14 protein-coding genes and 1 pseudogene are annotated in these 18693 nt (G+C 72.0%); 7 read left to right on the top strand and 8 right to left on the bottom strand.

Features of this window, described 5'->3' with window-relative positions; genetic code table 11:
• Window positions 1–109 precede the first annotated feature (109 nt).
• On the top strand, window positions 110–1558 hold the full coding sequence (locus AB0D53_RS33275; RefSeq protein WP_362452943.1) for a helix-turn-helix transcriptional regulator: 1449 nt from the start codon (window positions 110–112) through the stop codon (window positions 1556–1558).
• A gap of 60 nt (window positions 1559–1618) precedes the next feature.
• Here the strand turns inward: AB0D53_RS33275 and AB0D53_RS33270 are convergent, their stop codons facing one another.
• Together AB0D53_RS33270 and AB0D53_RS33265 are read right to left on the bottom strand one after the other, a co-directional pair.
• The gene (locus AB0D53_RS33270) at window positions 1619–5101 is read right to left on the bottom strand and encodes a M28 family peptidase (protein WP_362453010.1); all 3483 of its coding nucleotides are present in this window, start codon (window positions 5099–5101) and stop codon (window positions 1619–1621) included.
• A 240-nt stretch (window positions 5102–5341) separates the two neighbouring features.
• Window positions 5342–5905 carry a hypothetical protein gene (locus tag AB0D53_RS33265; RefSeq protein ID WP_362452942.1) on the bottom strand — a complete coding sequence of 188 codons (564 nt, stop codon included), beginning with the start codon at window positions 5903–5905 and terminating at the stop codon, window positions 5342–5344.
• Between the two features lie 287 nt (window positions 5906–6192).
• Between AB0D53_RS33265 and AB0D53_RS33260 the strand changes: the two genes are divergently transcribed.
• Complete coding sequence (locus AB0D53_RS33260) at window positions 6193–7116, top strand: aldo/keto reductase (protein WP_362452941.1); 924 nt, start codon at window positions 6193–6195, stop codon at window positions 7114–7116.
• Between the two features lie 4 nt (window positions 7117–7120).
• On the opposite strand, the gene AB0D53_RS33255 is transcribed toward AB0D53_RS33260, so the two are convergent.
• From AB0D53_RS33255 to AB0D53_RS33245, 3 genes are all read right to left on the bottom strand, one after another.
• Window positions 7121–8371: a serine/threonine-protein kinase gene (locus tag AB0D53_RS33255; RefSeq protein ID WP_362453009.1), complete on the bottom strand. Its 1251-nt coding sequence runs from the start codon at window positions 8369–8371 to the stop codon at window positions 7121–7123.
• A gap of 261 nt (window positions 8372–8632) precedes the next feature.
• Window positions 8633–9364 (bottom strand): HAD family phosphatase, encoded by a 732-nt coding sequence (locus AB0D53_RS33250; protein ID WP_362452940.1) that lies wholly within the window; start codon window positions 9362–9364, stop codon window positions 8633–8635.
• 25 nt (window positions 9365–9389) lie between these two features.
• Window positions 9390–9875 (bottom strand): Lrp/AsnC family transcriptional regulator, encoded by a 486-nt coding sequence (locus AB0D53_RS33245; RefSeq protein ID WP_362452939.1) that lies wholly within the window; start codon window positions 9873–9875, stop codon window positions 9390–9392.
• Window positions 9876–10106: 231 nt separating this feature from the next.
• Here AB0D53_RS33245 and AB0D53_RS33240 point away from each other — a divergent pair, with 231 nt between their 5' ends.
• From AB0D53_RS33240 to AB0D53_RS33220, 5 genes are all read left to right on the top strand, one after another.
• The gene (locus AB0D53_RS33240) at window positions 10107–11084 is read left to right on the top strand and encodes an alpha/beta hydrolase (protein ID WP_362452937.1); all 978 of its coding nucleotides are present in this window, start codon (window positions 10107–10109) and stop codon (window positions 11082–11084) included.
• Window positions 11077–12243, top strand: a complete 1167-nt coding sequence (locus AB0D53_RS33235; RefSeq protein ID WP_362452936.1) for an acyltransferase — start codon at window positions 11077–11079, stop codon at window positions 12241–12243. Before AB0D53_RS33240 ends, AB0D53_RS33235 begins: the two co-directional genes overlap by 8 nt.
• A gap of 54 nt (window positions 12244–12297) precedes the next feature.
• Window positions 12298–13623, top strand: a complete 1326-nt coding sequence (locus AB0D53_RS33230; RefSeq protein ID WP_362453007.1) for a sensor histidine kinase — start codon at window positions 12298–12300, stop codon at window positions 13621–13623.
• A complete protein-coding gene (locus AB0D53_RS33225; protein ID WP_362452935.1) occupies window positions 13620–14291 on the top strand; it encodes a response regulator transcription factor in 672 nt (223 codons plus the stop codon). The genes AB0D53_RS33230 and AB0D53_RS33225 overlap by 4 nt, the downstream gene beginning before the upstream one ends.
• Window positions 14292–14536: 245 nt before the next feature.
• Window positions 14537–15691 (top strand): glycosyltransferase family 4 protein, encoded by a 1155-nt coding sequence (locus AB0D53_RS33220; RefSeq protein ID WP_362452933.1) that lies wholly within the window; start codon window positions 14537–14539, stop codon window positions 15689–15691.
• 608 nt (window positions 15692–16299) lie between these two features.
• Here the strand turns inward: AB0D53_RS33220 and AB0D53_RS33215 are convergent.
• The 3 genes and pseudogenes from AB0D53_RS33215 to AB0D53_RS33205 all read right to left on the bottom strand — a co-directional run bounded on the left by AB0D53_RS33215 (window position 16300) and on the right by AB0D53_RS33205 (window position 18494).
• On the bottom strand, window positions 16300–16872 hold the full coding sequence (locus AB0D53_RS33215) for a GNAT family N-acetyltransferase (RefSeq protein WP_362452932.1): 573 nt from the start codon (window positions 16870–16872) through the stop codon (window positions 16300–16302).
• A 351-nt stretch (window positions 16873–17223) separates the two neighbouring features.
• Window positions 17224–17763 (bottom strand): hypothetical protein, encoded by a 540-nt coding sequence (locus AB0D53_RS33210; protein ID WP_362452930.1) that lies wholly within the window; start codon window positions 17761–17763, stop codon window positions 17224–17226.
• Between the two features lie 28 nt (window positions 17764–17791).
• Window positions 17792–18494, bottom strand: a pseudogene (locus tag AB0D53_RS33205) (SDR family oxidoreductase).
• Window positions 18495–18693: the final 199 nt, after the last annotated feature.

The following is an 18693-nucleotide window of genomic DNA, read 5'->3' as shown; positions in this document are numbered from 1 at the left end:
TCTTGCCGTCGCACAGGGGACAGCGCGCACACGGGCTCGCTATCCTCCCGGCCATGAGCCATGAGCGCGGCACGGGCGGAGCCCCCGGCGGGGCCCCGCGGAGTTCCGGGTGACCGAGTTCCGGGTGACCGAGGGCATGGGGCCCGCGCCGGAGGCCCGCACCGCGGAGGCATGGCGAGCCTTCGGCACCCGGTTGCGTCAGTGGCGCCGGCGCGCCGGGCTCACCCAGGTCCAGGTGGGTGCCCGCGTCGGATACGACCACACCGCCATCAGCAAACTGGAACACGGCACCCGCCGGACACCGCTGCCGCTGGCCCGCAGGCTGGACGACCTGATGTCGGCGGGCGGCGCCCTCCTCGCCGCCTGTGAGCAGGCGGAGGCCGCGGGCGAGGGCGGTCCGGGCGAGGAGAGCGCGGGCGCACGCCCCGCGCAGCAGGCCCCGCTGCCCGGCGAGCCCGCCGGGGGCGATCTGCTCGCGATGCTGCCGCCGGACACCGTCCTGCCCGGCCGTCTGCCCAGCTACGGGCTGGTGTGCCCGGTGCACGGCAGGGACGGCTGCACCGTCCCGGTACTCGCCGATGTCGTCGCCCTGCACACGGACTTCTGCTCCCTCGGCCCGGCCACCGTGTCGTGCCCGCCGCTGGACATCGACACGGTGCACGCCCTGACGGCGCTGCTCGCCGTCTGCCTGCGGGCCGACGAGGAGCGTGCCTGGCCCGGAGCGACCGTCGTGGTCGAGCGCACCCTGCACGCGATGCTCCGCTGGATGGCCCTGCCCGCGGCGCCCTACCAACGCCAACTCGCCCCGCTGGCAGCCGAGTACGCGCAGTCCGCCGGCTGCCTGCGACTGCTGTGGGGCCGCAACGCGACGGCGATGGCCTGGCTCGACCGCTCGCTGCTCTGGGCCGGGCTGGCCGGCCACGTCGGAACGGAGGTGGCCGCGCTCAGCGACATGAGCACGCTGGCCCGGCTGGAGGGCGACGGCCCGTCCGCCCTCGCCTACGGGGGCGCGATCCGGCAGGCCGCCGCCGGCCGGTACTGGGCCGGCGCGATGAGCGATCTGTACCTGGCGCGCGGACACGCCGTCCGGGGCGACGCGCGGCAGACCCTGGGCCACATCGACCGTGCCTGGTCGCAGCTGGACCGGGTCGGCGAGCAGGACGAGACGGAGGCGCCCTGGCTGTCCGTCGCCTCCGTGCGCCTGCGGGTGGAGTCCGGTGCCGCCGGGGCGCTGCGGGACCTCGCAGCGGCGACCGGGGACCGCCGGCTGGCGCTGCGCGCGGTCGGGGCGGCCCGCACCGCCCTGGGGATGCTCCCTCCCGGGATGCACTCGGCACGGACGCTGTTCCTGGTACGGATGGCGGACGCCCATGCCTGCGCCCAGGACCCACAGGCGGCGATCGCCATCGCCGGGCCGGTCCTGGACACCACCGAGGTGACCGCGTCGACCCTGCTCGGGCAGGAACTGCGGGGCCTGCACAGCCGGTTGGCGGCCCGGCACGACAACCGGCCGGAGACCGACGAGTTCACCCGCAGGCTGGCCGCTGTCATCCGCTGAGATGCCGGAGGCGGGACGTGTGTGCACACGTCCCGCCCCGGATCACGCACGTGCGGAGAATCAGCCGGCGTTCAGCGTCACGTCGTCGACGACGAAGCTGGTCTGCAGATAGGCGTCCTCACTGCTGGTGAATCCGAGCGTGACCGTCTGGCCGGCGAACTCGCCGACGTCGAAGGTCTTCTGGACATAGGCACTCGTGGCGTCCGTGTTGGAGTACGTCGCGAGCGTCTTGGTGCCCAGCTTCACGGTGAATGTGTCGTACGCGGTCGGGTCGCCCGCCGACTCGTCCGTGTCGGTGCGCAGATAGAACGAGAGCTTGTACGACGAGCAGCCCGACGGAACCGTCAGCGACTGCGAGACCGTGTCCGAGTGGGTGGATCCCCAGCCACCGAGCCAGGCCGTGTACGAGCCCGAGTGGGCCGGCTTCTCCGACGTCCGGTTGTTGATCACACCGTCCGTCTGGGTCCACGGGGTCACACCGTTCTCGAAGCCGCCGTTGACGACGGCCTGACGGGCCTGGCAGGTGCCGCCGCCACCGACGACGAGCGAGTACGTGGTGGAGTGGGTGGCCGTGCCGGTCCCGGTCACCGTGATGGTGTACGTGCCCGCCGCGGCCTGGGCCCCGGCGCTGACGGTCATCGTCGAGGAGGAACCCGACTGCACGGACGCCGGGGCGAACGAGACGGTGACCCCGCTCGGCGCGCCGGACGCCGTCAGCTTCACGGTCTGCGCGGAGCCGGCGGTCGTCGCGGTGGACACACTCGCGGTGACCGAGCCGCCCGGCTGGACGTTGCCCGAGACCGGCTTCACCGAGACGGAGAAGTCGTCGGCCGGTGCGGTGGTGCCGACCGAGGTCTTCCAGATGGTGTACGCGACGCCGTCGGCGCTGCGGTCGAGCGCGGTCGCGTTGATGTTGGCCGTGGTGTCGCAGGACGAGTGGTAGCAGGAGTCGTAGGAACGGCCTGCCGTGCCGCCCCACTTGGCGGCCTGCGCCGACGTCTTGGTGTCGCTGGCGCCCGTCGCGTAGCCGGAGGTGGGGATGCCGCCCTGCTGGAAGGAGTAGTCGTCGGACCGGCCCTGGCCCTCCACGTTCTCCTCCGGAGCGAGGTTCAGCGAGTCCCAGTACTCCTTCATCGGCGCCGAGGCGGCCGAGTTGACGTTGTTGATGAAGTAGCCGCCGTTGGTCGAGGCCACCATGTCGAAGTTGTAGTACGCCTTGATGGCACTGCGCTCGGCCGAGCCGAGCTGGCCGACGTAGTACTCGGACCCCTGCAGGCCCTGCTCCTCGCCGTTCCACCAGGCGAAGCGGACATGCTTGGTCATGGTCGGGTTGCGCTGGGCCAGCGTGAGGGCGTTCTCCAGCAGGGTCGCCGAACCGGAACCGTTGTCATTGATGCCGGGACCGGCCGCCACGCCGTCCAGATGGGCACCGAACATGATCGTCTGGTCCGACGGGCCGCCCGGCCAGTCGGCGATCAGGTTGTTGCCCCGGTAGGTGCAGCTGGTGCAGGTCTGCTCGCTGACGGTGTAGCCGGCGGCCTGCAGCTTGCTCTTCACATAGGCGACGGAGGCCGTGTAACCGGCGCTGCCGGCCCGGCGGTTGCCGCCGTTCTGGGTGGCGATGGTGTTCAGCTGCGTCAGGTGCGCCTGCACATTGGCGACGCTGATGTCCGGTGCGCCGCCGCCGGGATTGCCGCCCCCGTTGTCGACGGTCAGGGTGTACTGCGCGGTGTGGCTCTGGGTGCCGTCACCCTTCACCGTGAAGGTGTACGAGCCGGGCGCGGCGCTCGCGGACGCCGACACGGTCATCGCCGAGGAGGCTCCGGCCTGCACCGACGAGGGGCTGAAGGCCGCAGTGACACCGCTCGGCAGACCGCTCGCCGTCAGGGCGACGGTCTGCGCGCTCCCGGAGCTGACCGTCGTCCGCACCGTGGCCGTCACCGAACTGCCCGGCTTCACGGAGCCCGACGCCGGGTCCAGGGACATCGTGAAGTCGTTGGTGCCGCTGGGCGTGCAGGTCGGGTCGCCGCTCTGCGCGGGGACGCTGACGGCGTCCCAGGCGGCCTTGGCCCGGTCGAAGAGCGTACAGCCCGGGTCGAGGTTCTTCGCCGCGGTCAGCGTGGCCGTGCGGTAGCGCTTGTACGTCATCCCGCTCGTCTTCAGCAGCATTCCGCCGTAGAAGACCTTGCCCGCGCTCTGGATGCCGACACCGGTGACCGAGGAGCTGTTGCAGGTGGGGCTGGTGGGCTTGCCGCCGCCGGGGTTCGAGCCCTCGGCCAGCAGATAGAACCAGTGGTTGAGCGGACCGGCCGCCGCGTGCTCCTCGGTGTTGGGTATCGAGGAGCTGTAGCAGTTCGGGTCGCCGATCTGCCCCGGGTTGTACATGATCCGGATCGGCCCGTTGCCGACCAGGTTGATCTTCTCGCCGACGGTGTAGTCGGGGTCGTCGTACGGGGCCGGCTCATTGGTGTACGCCTCGGTCAGGGCGCCCATGATGTCGCCGGTGGCCTCACCGAGACCGGACTCGTTGTTGGCGCCGCCGGGCGTGTACTGGTCGATGCCGTGGCCGAACTCGTGGCCCACCACGTCCATCGCGCCGATCCACTGATTGGCGTTGTTGTGGCCGATGGAGACCGAGGAGCCGTCCCAGTAGGCGTTGACGTCGTTCAGTCCGACCTTGACCGGCCAGCTGCCGCCGTTGCCGTTGTGCCCGTTGCGGCCGAGCCAGTCCTTGAGCATGTTCCACTCGTGCTGCGCCGCCCACATGACATCGACGCAGCCGGTCTCCTTGCTGGAGGCGTTGCCGGTGCCCCAGGAGTCGCTGGACTTGGTGAAGACACTGCCCGTGCTGTAGTCGGCGCAGCTCAGACCGGGCCGGTTCGGGTCGCGCAGCGAGTAGCTGCTGCCCGAGGCGGTGGTGTCGATGGCCAGCGGTGACGGGCCGTTCCACTGGCTGTTGCCGGTGCCCGCCTTGACGTCGTCGTAGCTGTCGAGCACCTTGCCGGTGCCCGCGTCGACGAAGACGTGCAGCCGGCTGGGTGCCTTGGCGGTACGCCCGGTCAGCACCGTCTCCCACGCCAGCCGGGAGGACTTGTCCGTGGCGCGGACGACGAGCCGGTGCGATTCCACCCGCTGTACCGTGCGCAGCTTCTTGCGGGCGGTGGTCTCGGCCGCCCGGGCGGAAACGCTCGGCGTGGTCGGGACGTTGATCCGCCGGGACACCGCGGACTGGGTGCCGCGGACCCGGCCCTCGGAGTCGGCCACCACGACCGCGTCCCCGCCGACGACCGGCAGGCCGCGGTAGGTGCGCTGGTACGCGACGGAGTACATCCCCTTGACCCAAGGGGTCACCATCTGTCGCTCGTACCGCTCCTCGGGCCCCTTCGCCAGGGTGTCGAGACCACTGGCGGCGGCCCGGTCGGCCGCCGAAACGGCGGCCGAGAGCGCGCTCGGGGCGGGCGGGGAGGGTTCGGCGGATGCCGACTGCCCGCCGGTGAAAACCAGCATTCCGGCGAGGACGGCCAGGGTCGTCCCGGCCGTCATCGGTCTGTATTTCATCGAGGCTCCTTGATTGGGGGGCCTCGATCACGGGCAGCCGCGTACCCTGACGCACTTGCCCCGGCCGTCGTCGGCCGCCCGCGCCCCCGGTGTCCGTGATCGAGCGACCGAACACTCACACGTCGCCATGGACTCGTCAACGAAGTGCGGTCGCTGTGAGGGGACTTGGCAAGTTTGGTCAAGGCGCGGTGGTGGGATCGCACAACGTCGGGAGCGTGGGGGCCGTCAATCCAGCCCGGAGATCGTGAACACCGTGCGCGCGTGCCTGCGGTCGATGCGGTCGGCCAGCTGCCGCAGTGCGGTCACTCCGCACCGCAGCGTCCCGCGCTCCACGCAGCCGCGGGCGTCCTCGTCCAGTCGGTGCCACAGTGCCGGGTTCGCGAGGAACACCGCCGGGTCGACCTCGACCCGGCGGCCGTCGGCGTCGCGGAGCACCATGCGCTGGGCCACGCCGTCCGACCAGCGCACCGAGACGAGCCGGTCGGTGCGCACGGTCCGCTCGCGCAGCAGGCCCCGGGAGGACAGCCATCCGGTACCCGCGCGGACCCGTGGTGGTACCAGGACCGCGCACAACAGGGCGGCCAGCCCGGTCCACAGCAGGACGCGCGGCCAGCCGAGACGGCCGGCCGCCGTGTCGACGGCCAGCAGCAGCCCGAGCAGCACCACGGAGCAGTGGACCGCGAACCGCAGTTCGGTGGTCCAGCCCTGATCGTGGGTGGCCGTGCCGGGGGAGGGCGGGCGCGGGCCGGTGTGGTGGCCGGGGGTGCTGCGGGTGATGTGGCGTCGCATGGCAGTGACGCTATGTGCGACCACCGGTCCCGTCGGTGCCGTTGACGAAGTGCTGACGCCGGGGCGGAGGGTCCTGACGGTTGCTTGACACACGGATCGCGGGCCGGCACGGGGTTGTGCGGGGCGGACCGCTGCCGTTACCCTGCAAGGATGGCAAGAGCTGATGATAAAACAGATCTCACAACCAACGTACCAGTAGAGAAGATTGATTGCAAGTCTGCCTCGTGGGCGGAGCTCGCCCGCCGCGACGGAGCCCGCTGCACGATACGGACGGAAAGGCTCGGATCATGACCACGCAGACCCTTGCGGCAGCGGCGGCGGGCACCTGGCGGCTCGGCGACCTCACCGTCAACCGCATCGGATTCGGCGCCATGCGCCTGACGCAGCAGGGTGCGGTGTTCGACGACGGAGCGGCCCCGAGCGACCGCGACCGGGCCATCGCCGTGCTGCGCCGCGCGGTGGAGCTCGGCGTCGACCACATCGACACGGCGGCCTTCTACTTCTCGTCGCTGCGCTCCGCGAACGAGCTGATCAACCGGGCGCTGGGGCCCTACCCCGACGGCCTGGTCATCGCCACCAAGGTCGGCCCCAGGCGTGACGCGTCCGGTGACTGGCAGCCCTGGTCCCGGCCCGAACAGCTGCGGGGGCAGGTCGAGGAGAATCTCCGTCAGCTGGGCCGTGACCACCTGGACGTGGTGAACCTGCGCACCCAGGGGTCCGCCCCGATCGCCGAGCACTTCGGCGTGCTCGCCGAGCTGCGCGAGAAGGGGCTCATCCGTCACCTCGGCCTCTCCAACGTCCGGCCGGCACAGCTCGCCGAGGCGCGGGCGATCGCCCCCGTCGTCTGTGTGCAGAACCGGTTCGCGGTCGACTCGGCCCTTCCCGGCTCGGCGGAGATGCTCCGGATCTGCGAAGAGGAGGGAATCGCCTTCGTGCCCTTCTTCGCCATCGCGGGGGAGGGGCGCGAGGCGGGAGCCGTCGGGTCGGAACGGCCGGAGATCCTCGCGGTGGCCCGCGCCCACGGAGTCTCGCCCGTCCAGGTCCGGCTGGCGTGGACACTGCATCAGGGCCCCCATGTGCTGGCCATCCCGGGCACCGGGAATCCGGCCCATCTGGAGGCCAATGTGGCCGCCGGAGCGCTCCGGCTCACGCCGGAGGAACTGTCCCTGCTGGGCCAGGGCCCGGCCGCCGGACGGCCGTCGGCCGGCTGACGGGTCAGTCCTCCTCGTCGCCCTCCTCGTCCTGCGCCTGCTGGGCCGGCTGTTCCGGCTGCTCCGGTGCGGAGGAGGGGGCGGTCGACTGTGGCCCGGTGGACGCGGTCGGGCCGGAGTCCGGGGTGCCGGAAGGGCCGGAGTCCGGCGAGAACAGGGTCATCCCCAGGTACACGGCGGCGATGAAGGCGGCCGTACCGGCGATGGCGCTCGCCACCCTGGGCCGGCGCCGGATCGCCTCCCGGGCGCCGGTACGCCGCCGGGCGGGTGCGGACCGGTCCGCCGCACGACGTCTGCGGCCACCGGACTGCGGCAGCCGGTACGTCGTCGTGCCCGCGCCCTGCTCGGCGGAGCCGGGCGCCGGCGCGGCGCCGTACGCGGGTGCGCCCGCCGGGGTGCGCGGCATGCCCGTCCTCGCCGGGGCGGGTGCGGGAGCGCGCGGCACACCGTTCGCCGGCGGCGGCGCCGGGGCGTACAGCGGCAGGGGCTCCGGCTGCCCGCGCCAGGCATCGCTCTGGAACCACTCGGCGACCTGCTGGGCGCCGGGCCGGTCTTCGGGCTGCTTCGCGAGCAGCCCCAGCAGATAGGAGTCGAAGGCCGGGGACAGGTCCACCCCCCGCTGTCTGAGCGGCACGGGAGCTGTGTCGACATGTTGATAGAGCGTGGCGGTCGCCGTGTCCGAGCGGAACGGCGGGTCTCCCAACAGGAGTTGGTATATGACGCAGCCGAGGGAGTACATGTCGGAGGCGGCACCGGCGGTACGGCCCAGAGCACGCTCCGGGGCGAGATAGAGGCTGGTGCCGACGATCTGCCCGGTGGTGGTCAGCGCGGCGGAAGGGTCGTCGACGAACTGGGCGATCCCGAAGTCGCCGATCTTGACGGACCCCTCGGCGTCCAGCATCAGGTTCCCGGGCTTGATGTCGCGGTGCACGACGCCCTGGCGGTGGGCGGCGGCGAGCCCCGCGGCCGCCTGCCCGGCGATCCGGGCGACCTGTTCGGCGCCGAGCCGCTCCTCGGCCGCGAGGAGAGCGCCCAGACTCCTGCCTTCGACCAGCTCCATCACGAGATAGAAGCGGTCCTCCCAGGCCCCGAAGTCGAACACCGCCACCAGATGAGGGTGGCTCAGGCGGGCCGCGGTCTGCGCCTCCAGCCGGAACCGGGCGGTGGCCGACTCGTCCGCGTGGTCGCCGAGCAGCAGCTTCACGGCGACCGCTCTGCCGAGCACTTCGTCCGCGGCACGCCACACCTCACCCATGCCGCCGCGGCCGATGGGGGAAATCAACCGGTACCGACCAGCTACCAGCACCTGTGCACCAATCTCGAATTGTGGGCCGCTTCTGCTGCCACGGGCGGCGACCCGACCGGGATCGGGGCGAGGTGGGGGGCGCGCGGCAAGATCAGGATATCGGGCCGTCGGACCTCGTGGCTCCGGGCTCCGGCGGATGGCCGCCGATCGCGTACCGGGCCCCCGGGTCCGAGCCGGTCGAGGCCTTGCCGACGGCCGCCACCGGAAGGATCAGGAGGACGGATCTCGCCGGGCGGGCGCGGGCCGGCATCCCGGCTCCGGGAACAGCCAGGCGTACGCGGCCTGCGCGGTGAATTCGCCCTGCCCACCCGGAAAGACGAGTCCGGCCGTCCGGAACGCCGGATCGCCGGCCGTCGCGGGCACATAGGGAATCGCGATGCAGCGCATGCCCGCCGCGTGCGCCGCCGCCGCGCCCGGGGCGGAGTCCTCCAGCACCACACAGTGGGCGGGCGCCGCCCCCAGACGCCGGGCCGCCTCCAGGAACACATCCGGTTCCGGCTTGCCGTGCGCCACCTCCTCGGCGGAGACGTACGTGGTCAGGCACGCGTCGAGCCCGGTGCCCGCCAGCACCGCCTCGATCGCCGCCCGCGACGAACCCGAGGCCACCGCCATGGCGACGCCCTCCTGGTGCAGCCGCTCCACGAACTTCCGCATCTCGGGGAAGACCTCGGTCGATGTCCTGGCCAGCTCCAGATACAGGGCGTCCTGGCCCGCCACCAGCTCACCGACGGGCGCCGCGATCCCGTACCTGTCGCGCAGCGCCGCCAGCGTCTCGTGGACGCCGATGCCGATGAACCCGAGGTGTTCGGCCCAGGTGAAGCCGGGCACGCCGTGCTCCGCCAGCAGGCGGCGCGCCGCCTCGTAGTAGTTGGGCTCGCTGTCCACCAGCGTGGCGTCGAGATCGAGGACGACGGATGGTGCGGGGAGATGTGGGGAACTCATGGCGCCAAGCATGCCAAGCCGTAGGTCACTTCCGGCCGCCCGCTGCCGTACGGCCCACCGATTCGACCAGTGGCAGCAGCCGGTGCGGCACCCGTTCCCGCAGTGCCACCTCGGTGCGTGTCCTGACCACTCCGGGCAACTGGATCAGTTGCTGGATCACATCCTCCAGGTGTCCGTTGTCACGGGCCACCACCCGGGCCAGCAGATCCCCGCCGCCCGTGGTCGAGAACGCCTCGACGATCTCCGGCACCTCGGCGAGCGCCTCGCCGACCTCGTCGAGATGCCCCTGGGTGACCTCCAGATGGGCGAAGGCCAGCACCGGGTGGCCCAGCGCTGCGGGGGACAGCACCGGCCCGGTCCCGGTGATCACACCGTCCCGCTCCAGCCGGTCGATCCGGGCCTGGAGGGTTCCCCGGGCGACGGAGAGGATGCGCGCGTACTCACGGACGCTGGTACGCGGCTGCTCGATGAGCAACCGGAGAATACGGGTGTCGAGGGCGTCCACCGCCATGGTCCGCTGGCCTCTTCCTGGTACGACGATCCGGGCTGCGACTGTACCAACGGCACACCCGACGCCCGGTGGGAGCAAGGCGGCCGCTCACCTGCCGCGTGTCATACCCGTAGTCCTTGAGAGCTACGAAAAAGGTTCGCACCCCGGTGGGACGCCGACTACGGGACCCCGTCCATACCTTCTGTACCCGAACCACCGAAGCCGTCAGGTACGGAAAGGAACAACCCCGCCATGCCGTCCCATCCGCGCAGATCCCGCCTGCGCCGCGGCCTGCTCGCCGCGCTGGTGGCCGCCTCGGTGGCCGTGCCGCTCGCGGGCGCGGCGGGCCCCGGGGCCGTACCCGCGCCGGCTCCGGCCGTCCGGGCACCGCTGCGTACCGCCACGCCCGAGGCACTCGCCGAGCGGTACGCCGCGACGCGGGCCGACATCGGCGCGGCCGAGCGTGCGGCGGCCCGTCACGGCGACCACAAGCGGGCCGCCGCGCTGCACACGATGGCCGGCCCGGCTCGCAGTTTCCTCTCCTTCGACGGCCGGGACGGCGGCCGCGGCGTCGAGGTCGTCGGCGATCTCTCCCACGCGGAACGGATCGCCGTACTCGTCCCCGGCGCAGGCATCGGCATCGACCACTACTGGCGCCTGCGCAACGGCGCTCTCGCCCTGCGCAAGGAGCTGGGGGAGCGGTCGGCGGTGATCGCCTGGCTCGGATACCGGACGCCGACGACGGTCGGCCCGGCCGCCCTCACCCCGGGGCGCGCCACCGAGGCGGCTCCCGGACTGGTGCGATTCATGGAGGAGTTGAGGCGGATCAAGCCTGAGGCCCGCACCACCGTCCTGTGCCACTCCTACGGGTCCGTCCTCTGCGCACACGCCGCGCACGGATTACGGGTCGCCGGCATCGTGCTGTACGGCAGCCCGGGCACCGGCTACCGCAACGCCTCCGCCCTGCACACCACGGCCACCGTCTGGGCCGGCCGGGGCCGCGACGACTGGATCGCGGACGTACCGCACGTCGAGCTCCGACTGCCCTTCGTGGACATCGGGTTCGGAACGGATCCGGTCTCGCCCGGTTTCGGAGCCGAGATCTTCGCGGCGGGCTCCGGCGGCCACAGCGACTACCTGAAGACCGGCTCCGAACCGCTGAGGAACATCGCCCGGATCGTGGCCGGCGCGGCCGGATCCGCCAAGGCCCCGGGAGAGCACCATGCGTGACTTCGCCCGGCGGATCGAATCCGCCACCCCCGCCGACCGCGACCGTGCCGTCGACGCACTGCGCGCCATCGCCATCCTCGGCGTGGTCCTCGGCCACTGGCTGGTGACCGCGCTGGTCGTCGACAGCGGGACCGTGCACGGCGCGAGCCCGCTCCGGTACCTGCCGGAACTCACCCCGGTCTCCTGGATGTTCCAGACCCTCGCGGTCTTCTTCCTGGTCGGCGGACTGGTCGGCGCGAGAAGCCATGCCGCCGTCCGCGCCCGGGGTGAGAGCTACGGCCGGTGGCTCCGGGCGCGGATGGGCCGGCTGCTGCGCCCGATGGCCGTGGTGCCGGTCGTCTGGTCCGTGGCGGCGTGCGCGATGCTCTTCGCCGGGGTGGACCAGGACACGGTGCGCGCACTGTGCAAGCTGGTGTGGTCCCCGCTCTGGTTCATCGTGGTCTTCGCGGCGCTGACGGCGGCGACCCCGCTGGTGGCGAGGCTCCATCCACTGTGGCCGTTCGCCGTCGTACTGGTCGTCGACCTCTACCGCTTCGGCCTGGATGCGCCCGGCGGACTCGCCTCGGTCAACGTGGCGGCCGGCTGGCTCGTCCCGTACTGCCTGGGCGCGGCCTGGGCCCGGGGCGAGCTGCTCGGCCGCCGCACCGGCTGGACGCTGCTGCTCGGCGGAGCCGCGGCCACCGCCGCACTGGTCCGGTGGGGCGGCTACCCCGCGAGCATGGTCGGAGTGCCCGGTGTGGAGATCTCCAACCTCGACCCGCCGACCCTCGCCGTGGTCACCTTCGGCCTCGCGCAGTGCGGAGCGGCGCTGCTGCTGCTCGGCCCGCTGCGCCGGGTGCTGCGCCGCCCCGTCCTGTGGGCGGTGGTGGCGACGGTGAACCTCTCGGCGATGACGGTGTTCCTGTGGCACCAGACCGCGATGATCGCGGTCACCGCCACCGGCCTGTCGGCGGGCAGGATGCTGCCGGGCCTGCACACCCTGCCCGACGGGCCCGGCTGGGTACTCGCGAGGCTGGCCTGGCTGCCGGTGTTCGCCGTGGCGCTGCTGATCTGCCGGCTGGCGTTCCGCGGTTACGAACGGCAGCGGCCGAGGCGGACGAGGAGCCGGGTCGTCCGCGAGGGGCGCCCCGCAGGATCGATGGCGGCACGACGTGTCTGAGGTGCGAGCGGTGAACCGGGGAGACATAGGGTGCGAACTGTGAACCAGGGGGACATGGTGAAGCGTGCGGCGCGGGTACTGCGGGCACTGCCCCGTACCCTGCGCGAGGACCTCGCGACCACGGCGGTCGACCCGAACGGGCAGTCTCGGAAACCGCGTTGGCTGGAGTGGCGTCCGGTGATCATGGTGCCGCTGGTGATGTTCGCGGTGGGGGTGCTCATCGTCGGCAGCAACCAGTACGCCTTCGGCTTCGGGATGGGTATCCAGCTCGGCGTCCTGCTCGCCGGGGTCCAGTCGGCGGCTATCGTCGTCGCCCTGTACCGCCCGCTCCAGGCCTGGTGGGCGTCGATGCTCGTCATGGTGCTGGTCACCCCGTTCGCCGCGAACGTGGGCCTCGGCACGCGGTTCCCGTGGAGCGGCGCGTTCCCCTGGAGCGGGGCCGGGATCGCGATGCAGGCCGGGGTGATGTTCCTGCTCGCGCTGCGGCTGCGCCCCCGGATCGCCGCCGAGACCCTGACGATCACCGTGCTGGCGGGGCTCCTGTGCGGAGCGAGCACCTCCTGGCGCAGCACCGGCGACATCCTCCTCGCCGTCGGCGTGCTCGTCATCACGGTGGTGATGGGTATCGCGCTGCGCGGCCTCGCGGTGGCCCGTACCCGGCTGGTCGAGCAGGAGGAGCTCACCGCCGAGGAGCGCGCCAGACGCACCCTGCTGGAGGAACGCAACCGCATCGCACGCGAGCTGCACGACGTGGTCGCCCACCACATGTCGGTCATCTCCATCCAGGCGCAGGTCGTCCCGCATCTGGTCGAGAACCCGTCCGACGAACTGCGGGAGAACGTCGAGGGCATCCGCAGGAACGCGGTCGACGCGCTCACCGAACTGCGCCGGGTGCTCGGCGTACTGCGCTCCGAGTCCCCCCTGCCGCAGGCCGCCCGGCACGCCCCGCAGCCCACCCTCGAACGGCTGGACGAGCTGATCGGCAATGCGCGCGGCGCCGGTCTCACGGTCACCGCCGGGACGACCGGGGAGCCGCGTCCGCTGTCGCCGGGCGTCGAGCTGTCGGCCTTCCGCATCGTGCAGGAGGCGCTCAGCAACGCGATGCGGCACGCCCCCGGGGCGCGGGTACGGGTGGAGATCCGCCACCAGGAGTCCGGGGTCACCGTCAGGATCACCAACACCGCGCCGGACCGGGCCGCGCCGCCCACCCCGGGCGAGGGCCACGGCCTGCTCGGCATGCGCGAGCGCACCACGATGCTGGGCGGCGAACTCGCCACCGGAGCGACTCCCGACGGCGGGTACGAGGTCACTGCGATACTGCCCGCACTGCCCCCCGCGGACCGGACCGGTCCCGCCGAACCTGCCGAGGACATCCGATGACGGCCATCCGCGTTCTGATCGCCGACGACCAGATGATGGTCCGGCAGGGCCTCACGGTGCTGCTGAACGCCGAAGCGGGCATCGAGGTCGTCGGCCAGGCGGTGGACGGCGCCGACGCCGTGGAGAAGGTGGCCGAACTCGATCCCGACGTCGTCCTGATGGACATCCGCATGCCCCGGCTCGGCGGCATCGAGGCGACCCGCACCGTCACCGAGGCGGAGGGCGCCACCGTCAGGGTGCTCGTCCTGACCACCTTCGATCTCGACGAGTACGTCTACGAGGCGCTGCGCGCGGGCGCGTCCGGGTTCCTCCTGAAGGACGCCTCGGCCGAGGAACTCGCCCATGCCGTACGGGTGGTGGCGGAGGGCGAGGCCCTGCTCGCGCCGAACATCACCAAGCGGCTGATCGCCGAGTTCGCCCGGGTGAGTGCCGCTCCGCGCGCCCGGCTGAAGGCCCGCACCGGCGACCTGACGGAACGCGAGACCGAGGTACTGGCCCTGATCGCGCAGGGCCTGTCCAACACCGAGATCGCCGAGCGTCTCGTGGTCGCCGAACAGACCGTGAAGTCCCACGTGGGCCGGATCCTGTCCAAGCTGGGACTGCGCGACCGCACCCAGGCCGCGGTCCACGCCTACGAGACGGGCCTGGTGCGCCCGACCGGCTACTGATCAGGCCGCGTCACCCGGGCGACACCGGGTCCGCACCCGCGTAAACACCCCCGTCCGCACCCGCCCTTGGCTCCCGCACGACCGGAAACGGCGGGAGCGGTGCGGCTGTGACACGTACAGAACCGACACACCGACCGGACGGCACAGGCCCGCTCGGCGAGCCGTCATGCCCGCGACCGGGCATCCGGCTGCCTTCTCCCGGCGGTCCGGCCCGTTCCGAACCAACCGAAGGAACCGAGGACTCCATGGGCTCCACCCTTGTCATCACCAATGACTTCCCGCCCCGCCAGGGCGGCATCGAGACCTTCGTGCACGCGATGGCCACCCGGGTACCGGACGACGACGTGGTCGTCTACACCTCGCACGAACCCGGTGACACCGCCTACGACGCGCGTCTGCCGTTCCCCGTCGTACGGGATCCGAGCCGCATGCTGCTGCCGACCGGCCGGGTGACCCGCCGGGCCGTCGAGATCGCCCGGGCCCATGGCTGCGACCGGGTCTGGTTCGGCGCCGCCGCACCGCTGGCCCTGATGGCGCCGGCCCTGCGGCGCGGCGGCGTACGGCGCATCGTGGCGACCACCCACGGGCACGAGATCTGGTGGGCGAGGACGCCCGGCGCGCGCGGGCTCATGCGCCGGATAGGCAGCGGTGTCGACGTGGTCACCTATCTGGGCCAGTACACCCGCGCCCGGATCGAGCCCGCGCTCGGCCCGCGGGCGCACATGAGCCGGCTCGTTCCCGGGGTCGATCCGGAGGTGTACCGGCCGCGCGCCGACGCCGGACCCGACCCGCGCACCGAACTCGGGCTGCACGGCAGGCGCGTCATCCTCTGCGTGGCCAGGCTCGTACCCCGCAAGGGCCAGGACACCCTCATCCGGGCCCTGCCGCTGATCCGGGACAAGGTGCCGGACGCCGTGCTGGTGGTGGTCGGCCAGGGGCCCGACGAGTCCCGGCTGCGCAAGCTGGCGGAGCGGTACGGAGAGGGGGCGGTCCGCTTCGCGGGCGGCGTCTCGCACACCGACACACCGCCCTACTACGCCGCGGCGGACGTCTTTGCGATGCCGTGCCGCACCCGGCGGGCGGGGCTGGAGGCGGAGGGGCTCGGGATCGTGTTCCTGGAGGCCGCGGCGAGCGGTCTGCCCGTGGTCGTCGGCGACTCGGGCGGCGCTCCGGACACCGTCCTGGACGGCCGGACCGGCCGGGTCGTGGACGGCACCGACCCGGTCGCCGTCGCCGGGGCGCTGACCGGGATCCTCCTCGACCCCGACCGGGCCGCGATGGGCGCCGCGGGCCGTGAGTGGGTCCGGGAGTCCTGGTCCTGGGACGCCTCGGCCCGTCATCTGACCCGGCTTCTGACCCCCGCCGAGCAGCAGGCGGTGCCCCTGCCGGGAGAGGAGTAGGCAGCCGCCGCGGGGTGGAGCGGCCACCGGCCACGGGCCGGTGCGCCGCCGGTCCGTCGGCCTGCTCGTGGCGCAGTGAAGATCGGCGATCGCTGCGCCAATGGCTCTGTGATTGCTGCTCGGTTCGAGCCATGGGTCCCAAGGGCGGTGTGACGTACCCGTCGATGGTGCTGCGGATCTCCGCGGCGCCTCTTTCACGCCGGTGTACAGGACCGGTGCGCCGAAGCGGGAGCAAGTCGGTGCTGAGGAGGATGCTCGTCGCCCCGGACCCGGGCCGGACGAGGCTGCGCAGCAGTGTCCGGGCCGTCCTCGGCATCGGACCGGCCGCCGCGGTGTGCGGTTCGGCCGGACACTCCTCGTCGCGGCCGTCACCGGCGTCGTTGTCGCGCTGCCGGCCCTGTTCGCGGTGCTGGACAAGGTCGACGGCATGACCACCGCAGTCACGTCATGAAGAATGCGGGCGACGCTGCCGACGTCTCCTGGCGGAAGGCCCGCACCAAACCTGAGAGTGCGGTGCACAAGCCTTTGTCCGATTCGCTGTTGTGTGGATGGGGCGCGGCGAGCAGCGGTTCGGGGCGTGGCCGATACCGGGTGCCGAGCGATGCAACTCAGTGGGCGGGAACCGGCTCGGACGACGGCCGCCACTCCCGCCTGATCAGCCCGTAGACCCACGAGTCGGAGACCTCGCCGTTGACGACGCAGTCCTCCCGCAACGTCCCCTCACGCGCGAAACCGAGCTTCTCCAGCACGCGGGCAGATGCCACGTTGCGCGTATCGGCCTCGGCTTGGACGCGATTCAGGTCCAGCGTGTCGTACGCCCACCGCAGCAGAGCACGCGCGGCCTCGGTCGCGTAGCCGTGGCCCCACGCCGCATCGTCGAAGCAGTAGCCGAGCGACGCGCTGCGGTAGTCCGGATTCCACCCGGTCAGGCTGCACCAGCCGATGAACGCCCCGTCGGAGACACGATCCACGGCCAGCCGCGCCCCGGTGCCCTCCTGCGCCATCTGCCGGCAAGCCGTGATGAACTTCTCGGCGCGCACGCGTTCGCTCCACGGTGGCGCGTCCCAGTACCGCAGCACGTAGGCGCTGCTGTGCAGTGCGAAGAGGTCGTTCGCATCCGCTTCCTCGAATGCACGCAGTCGAAGGCGAGCGGTGCGCAACGAGTGGATGGGCAGCGGCATACTCATGTTCCGTCCCCTGATCGGTGGCCGACCAATCAGACATCCGATGCGGGGCACCCGCAATGGATTTTCCCGGCGGGCCGGCAGAACGACGTGTCCGCCGCGATCGGCACACCGTCACTGTCGTCCAGCACCTCCACGGCCCAGGCCGCCGTCCGCTGCAGGACGCGCTCCTGGACCCGGACCGCGCGGGAGAGCGGATCCTGCAACCGGTGCGGACCCCCATGCCCGATCGCCCGGCCGCGTCCGGCAGTTCACCTCCTCCAACTCCATCAGCAGGCCCTGGGCCGTCTCCCGGAGATTCCCGCGCCTTTCCCGCCGCGGGGAGCAGCCGGCCACCCGGATCACGGGCTACAGCTGCCGTGAGAACACGGGAGACCTGCTCAGCAACCAGAAAGCGCTGCTCGTGCCGACGCCGTAGGCGAGGTGGGCGGTCAGATCCTCACCCAGCGTCCTGGCGTCGTATGTCCAGATGGGCTTGTAGAGTCCCGTGATCGGAAGCAACACGTATCCGCTGAGCCACACGAGCGCACCGTACGGGAGCCCGTGGAGGACGTGGGGTTTGCGCAGCGAGGCGCTGACGACGCCGTAGAGGGCCGCGTTGCCCACACCGTAGGCCCAGTGCATGGACGTGCTGACGGGGAACGCCGCGCTGTCCGGCAGCTCGCGCCGGGTGAGGGCCTCGGCCAGACGCTTTCCGACCTGCCCAGGATCCGGCGCCTCCTGCCAGGTGCGGACCGGGGCGAACTCCCAGTGCAGGGCGTTGTGTTCGCCGCCGGCCCGGCGCTGGCGCAGGAACCGCACGGTGTCCATGCAGACGGTGCCGATCACTCCCGCCGCCAGACCCGCACCGACAGCGCCGAGCGGAGTCAGCTGCTTGCGAGTGCGCATAGGTCGATCACTCCCGATCCCGGTACTTTCAGAAGCCGGCGCTCTGGCCGCCCTCGACGTGCAGGATCTCGCCGGTGACGAACGAGGCCTGTTCCAGGTACATGATCGCCTCGACGACGTCGTCGATCTCGCCCATTCGCCCGAGCGGGTGCAGCGCGGCGCGTGCGCCGCCCGGGTCGTCCGGGTGCATCGGAGTGCGGATGACGCCGAGTGAGACGGCGTTGGCGTGGATGTGGCGCGCCGCGTATTCGATGGCCGGCTCCTTCGTCGCCGCGACCAGGCCGCCCTTGGTCAGCGAGGCGAGCGCCGCAGATGTGCGCGCGTCGGCGCGGCCGACCAGCGACGTCAACACGCACAGGACGTGCCCGCCGTCGCCGCCCGCGAGCATCGCGGGGGCCGCGCGTGACGTCGAAGAAGCCGCGCAGATTGACGCCGAGCACCAGGTCGTAGTCGGCGTCGGTGTAGTCGGTGAATGGCTTCTCCCGGTGGACGCCGGCGTTGTTCACCAGCGTGTCGATCCGGCCGAAGCGGTCCAGCGCCTGCTCGACGATCTGCGCACCGGTACCGGGTCGGCTCAGGTCGCCGGGCACGGCGAGTACGTCCGGATCGTGCGACGAGGGGATGGACCGGGCGGTCACGACGACGGCGTACCCGCGCCTGCGGTACGCGTCGGCCGCGCCGATGCCTTGTGAAGCACCGGTGACGATTGCCACCTTCTTCTGCGAGCTCATGGGCATGTCCAAGCTGAGGTTCTCGCGCTGGAGGTCTCCGGCTCACGGCGGGCCACAAGCGGCGACGGCACCCACCGAATCCCACTGTACGTTTCGCCGGGCCCCGGCGCCGCGCAGAGCTCTTCGGGTGCGGTCGGCGGCCGACCGTACGACGCCGGGGGCACCGGCCTGTCGAGCGCGGGAGGAGCACAGGTCATGG

Origin of the sequence: Streptomyces sp. NPDC048295, from assembly GCF_040652135.1 — a bacterium.
Taxonomy (GTDB): Bacteria; Actinomycetota; Actinomycetes; order Streptomycetales; family Streptomycetaceae; genus Streptomyces.
This window is presented reverse-complemented; position numbering and strand designations above follow the sequence as displayed.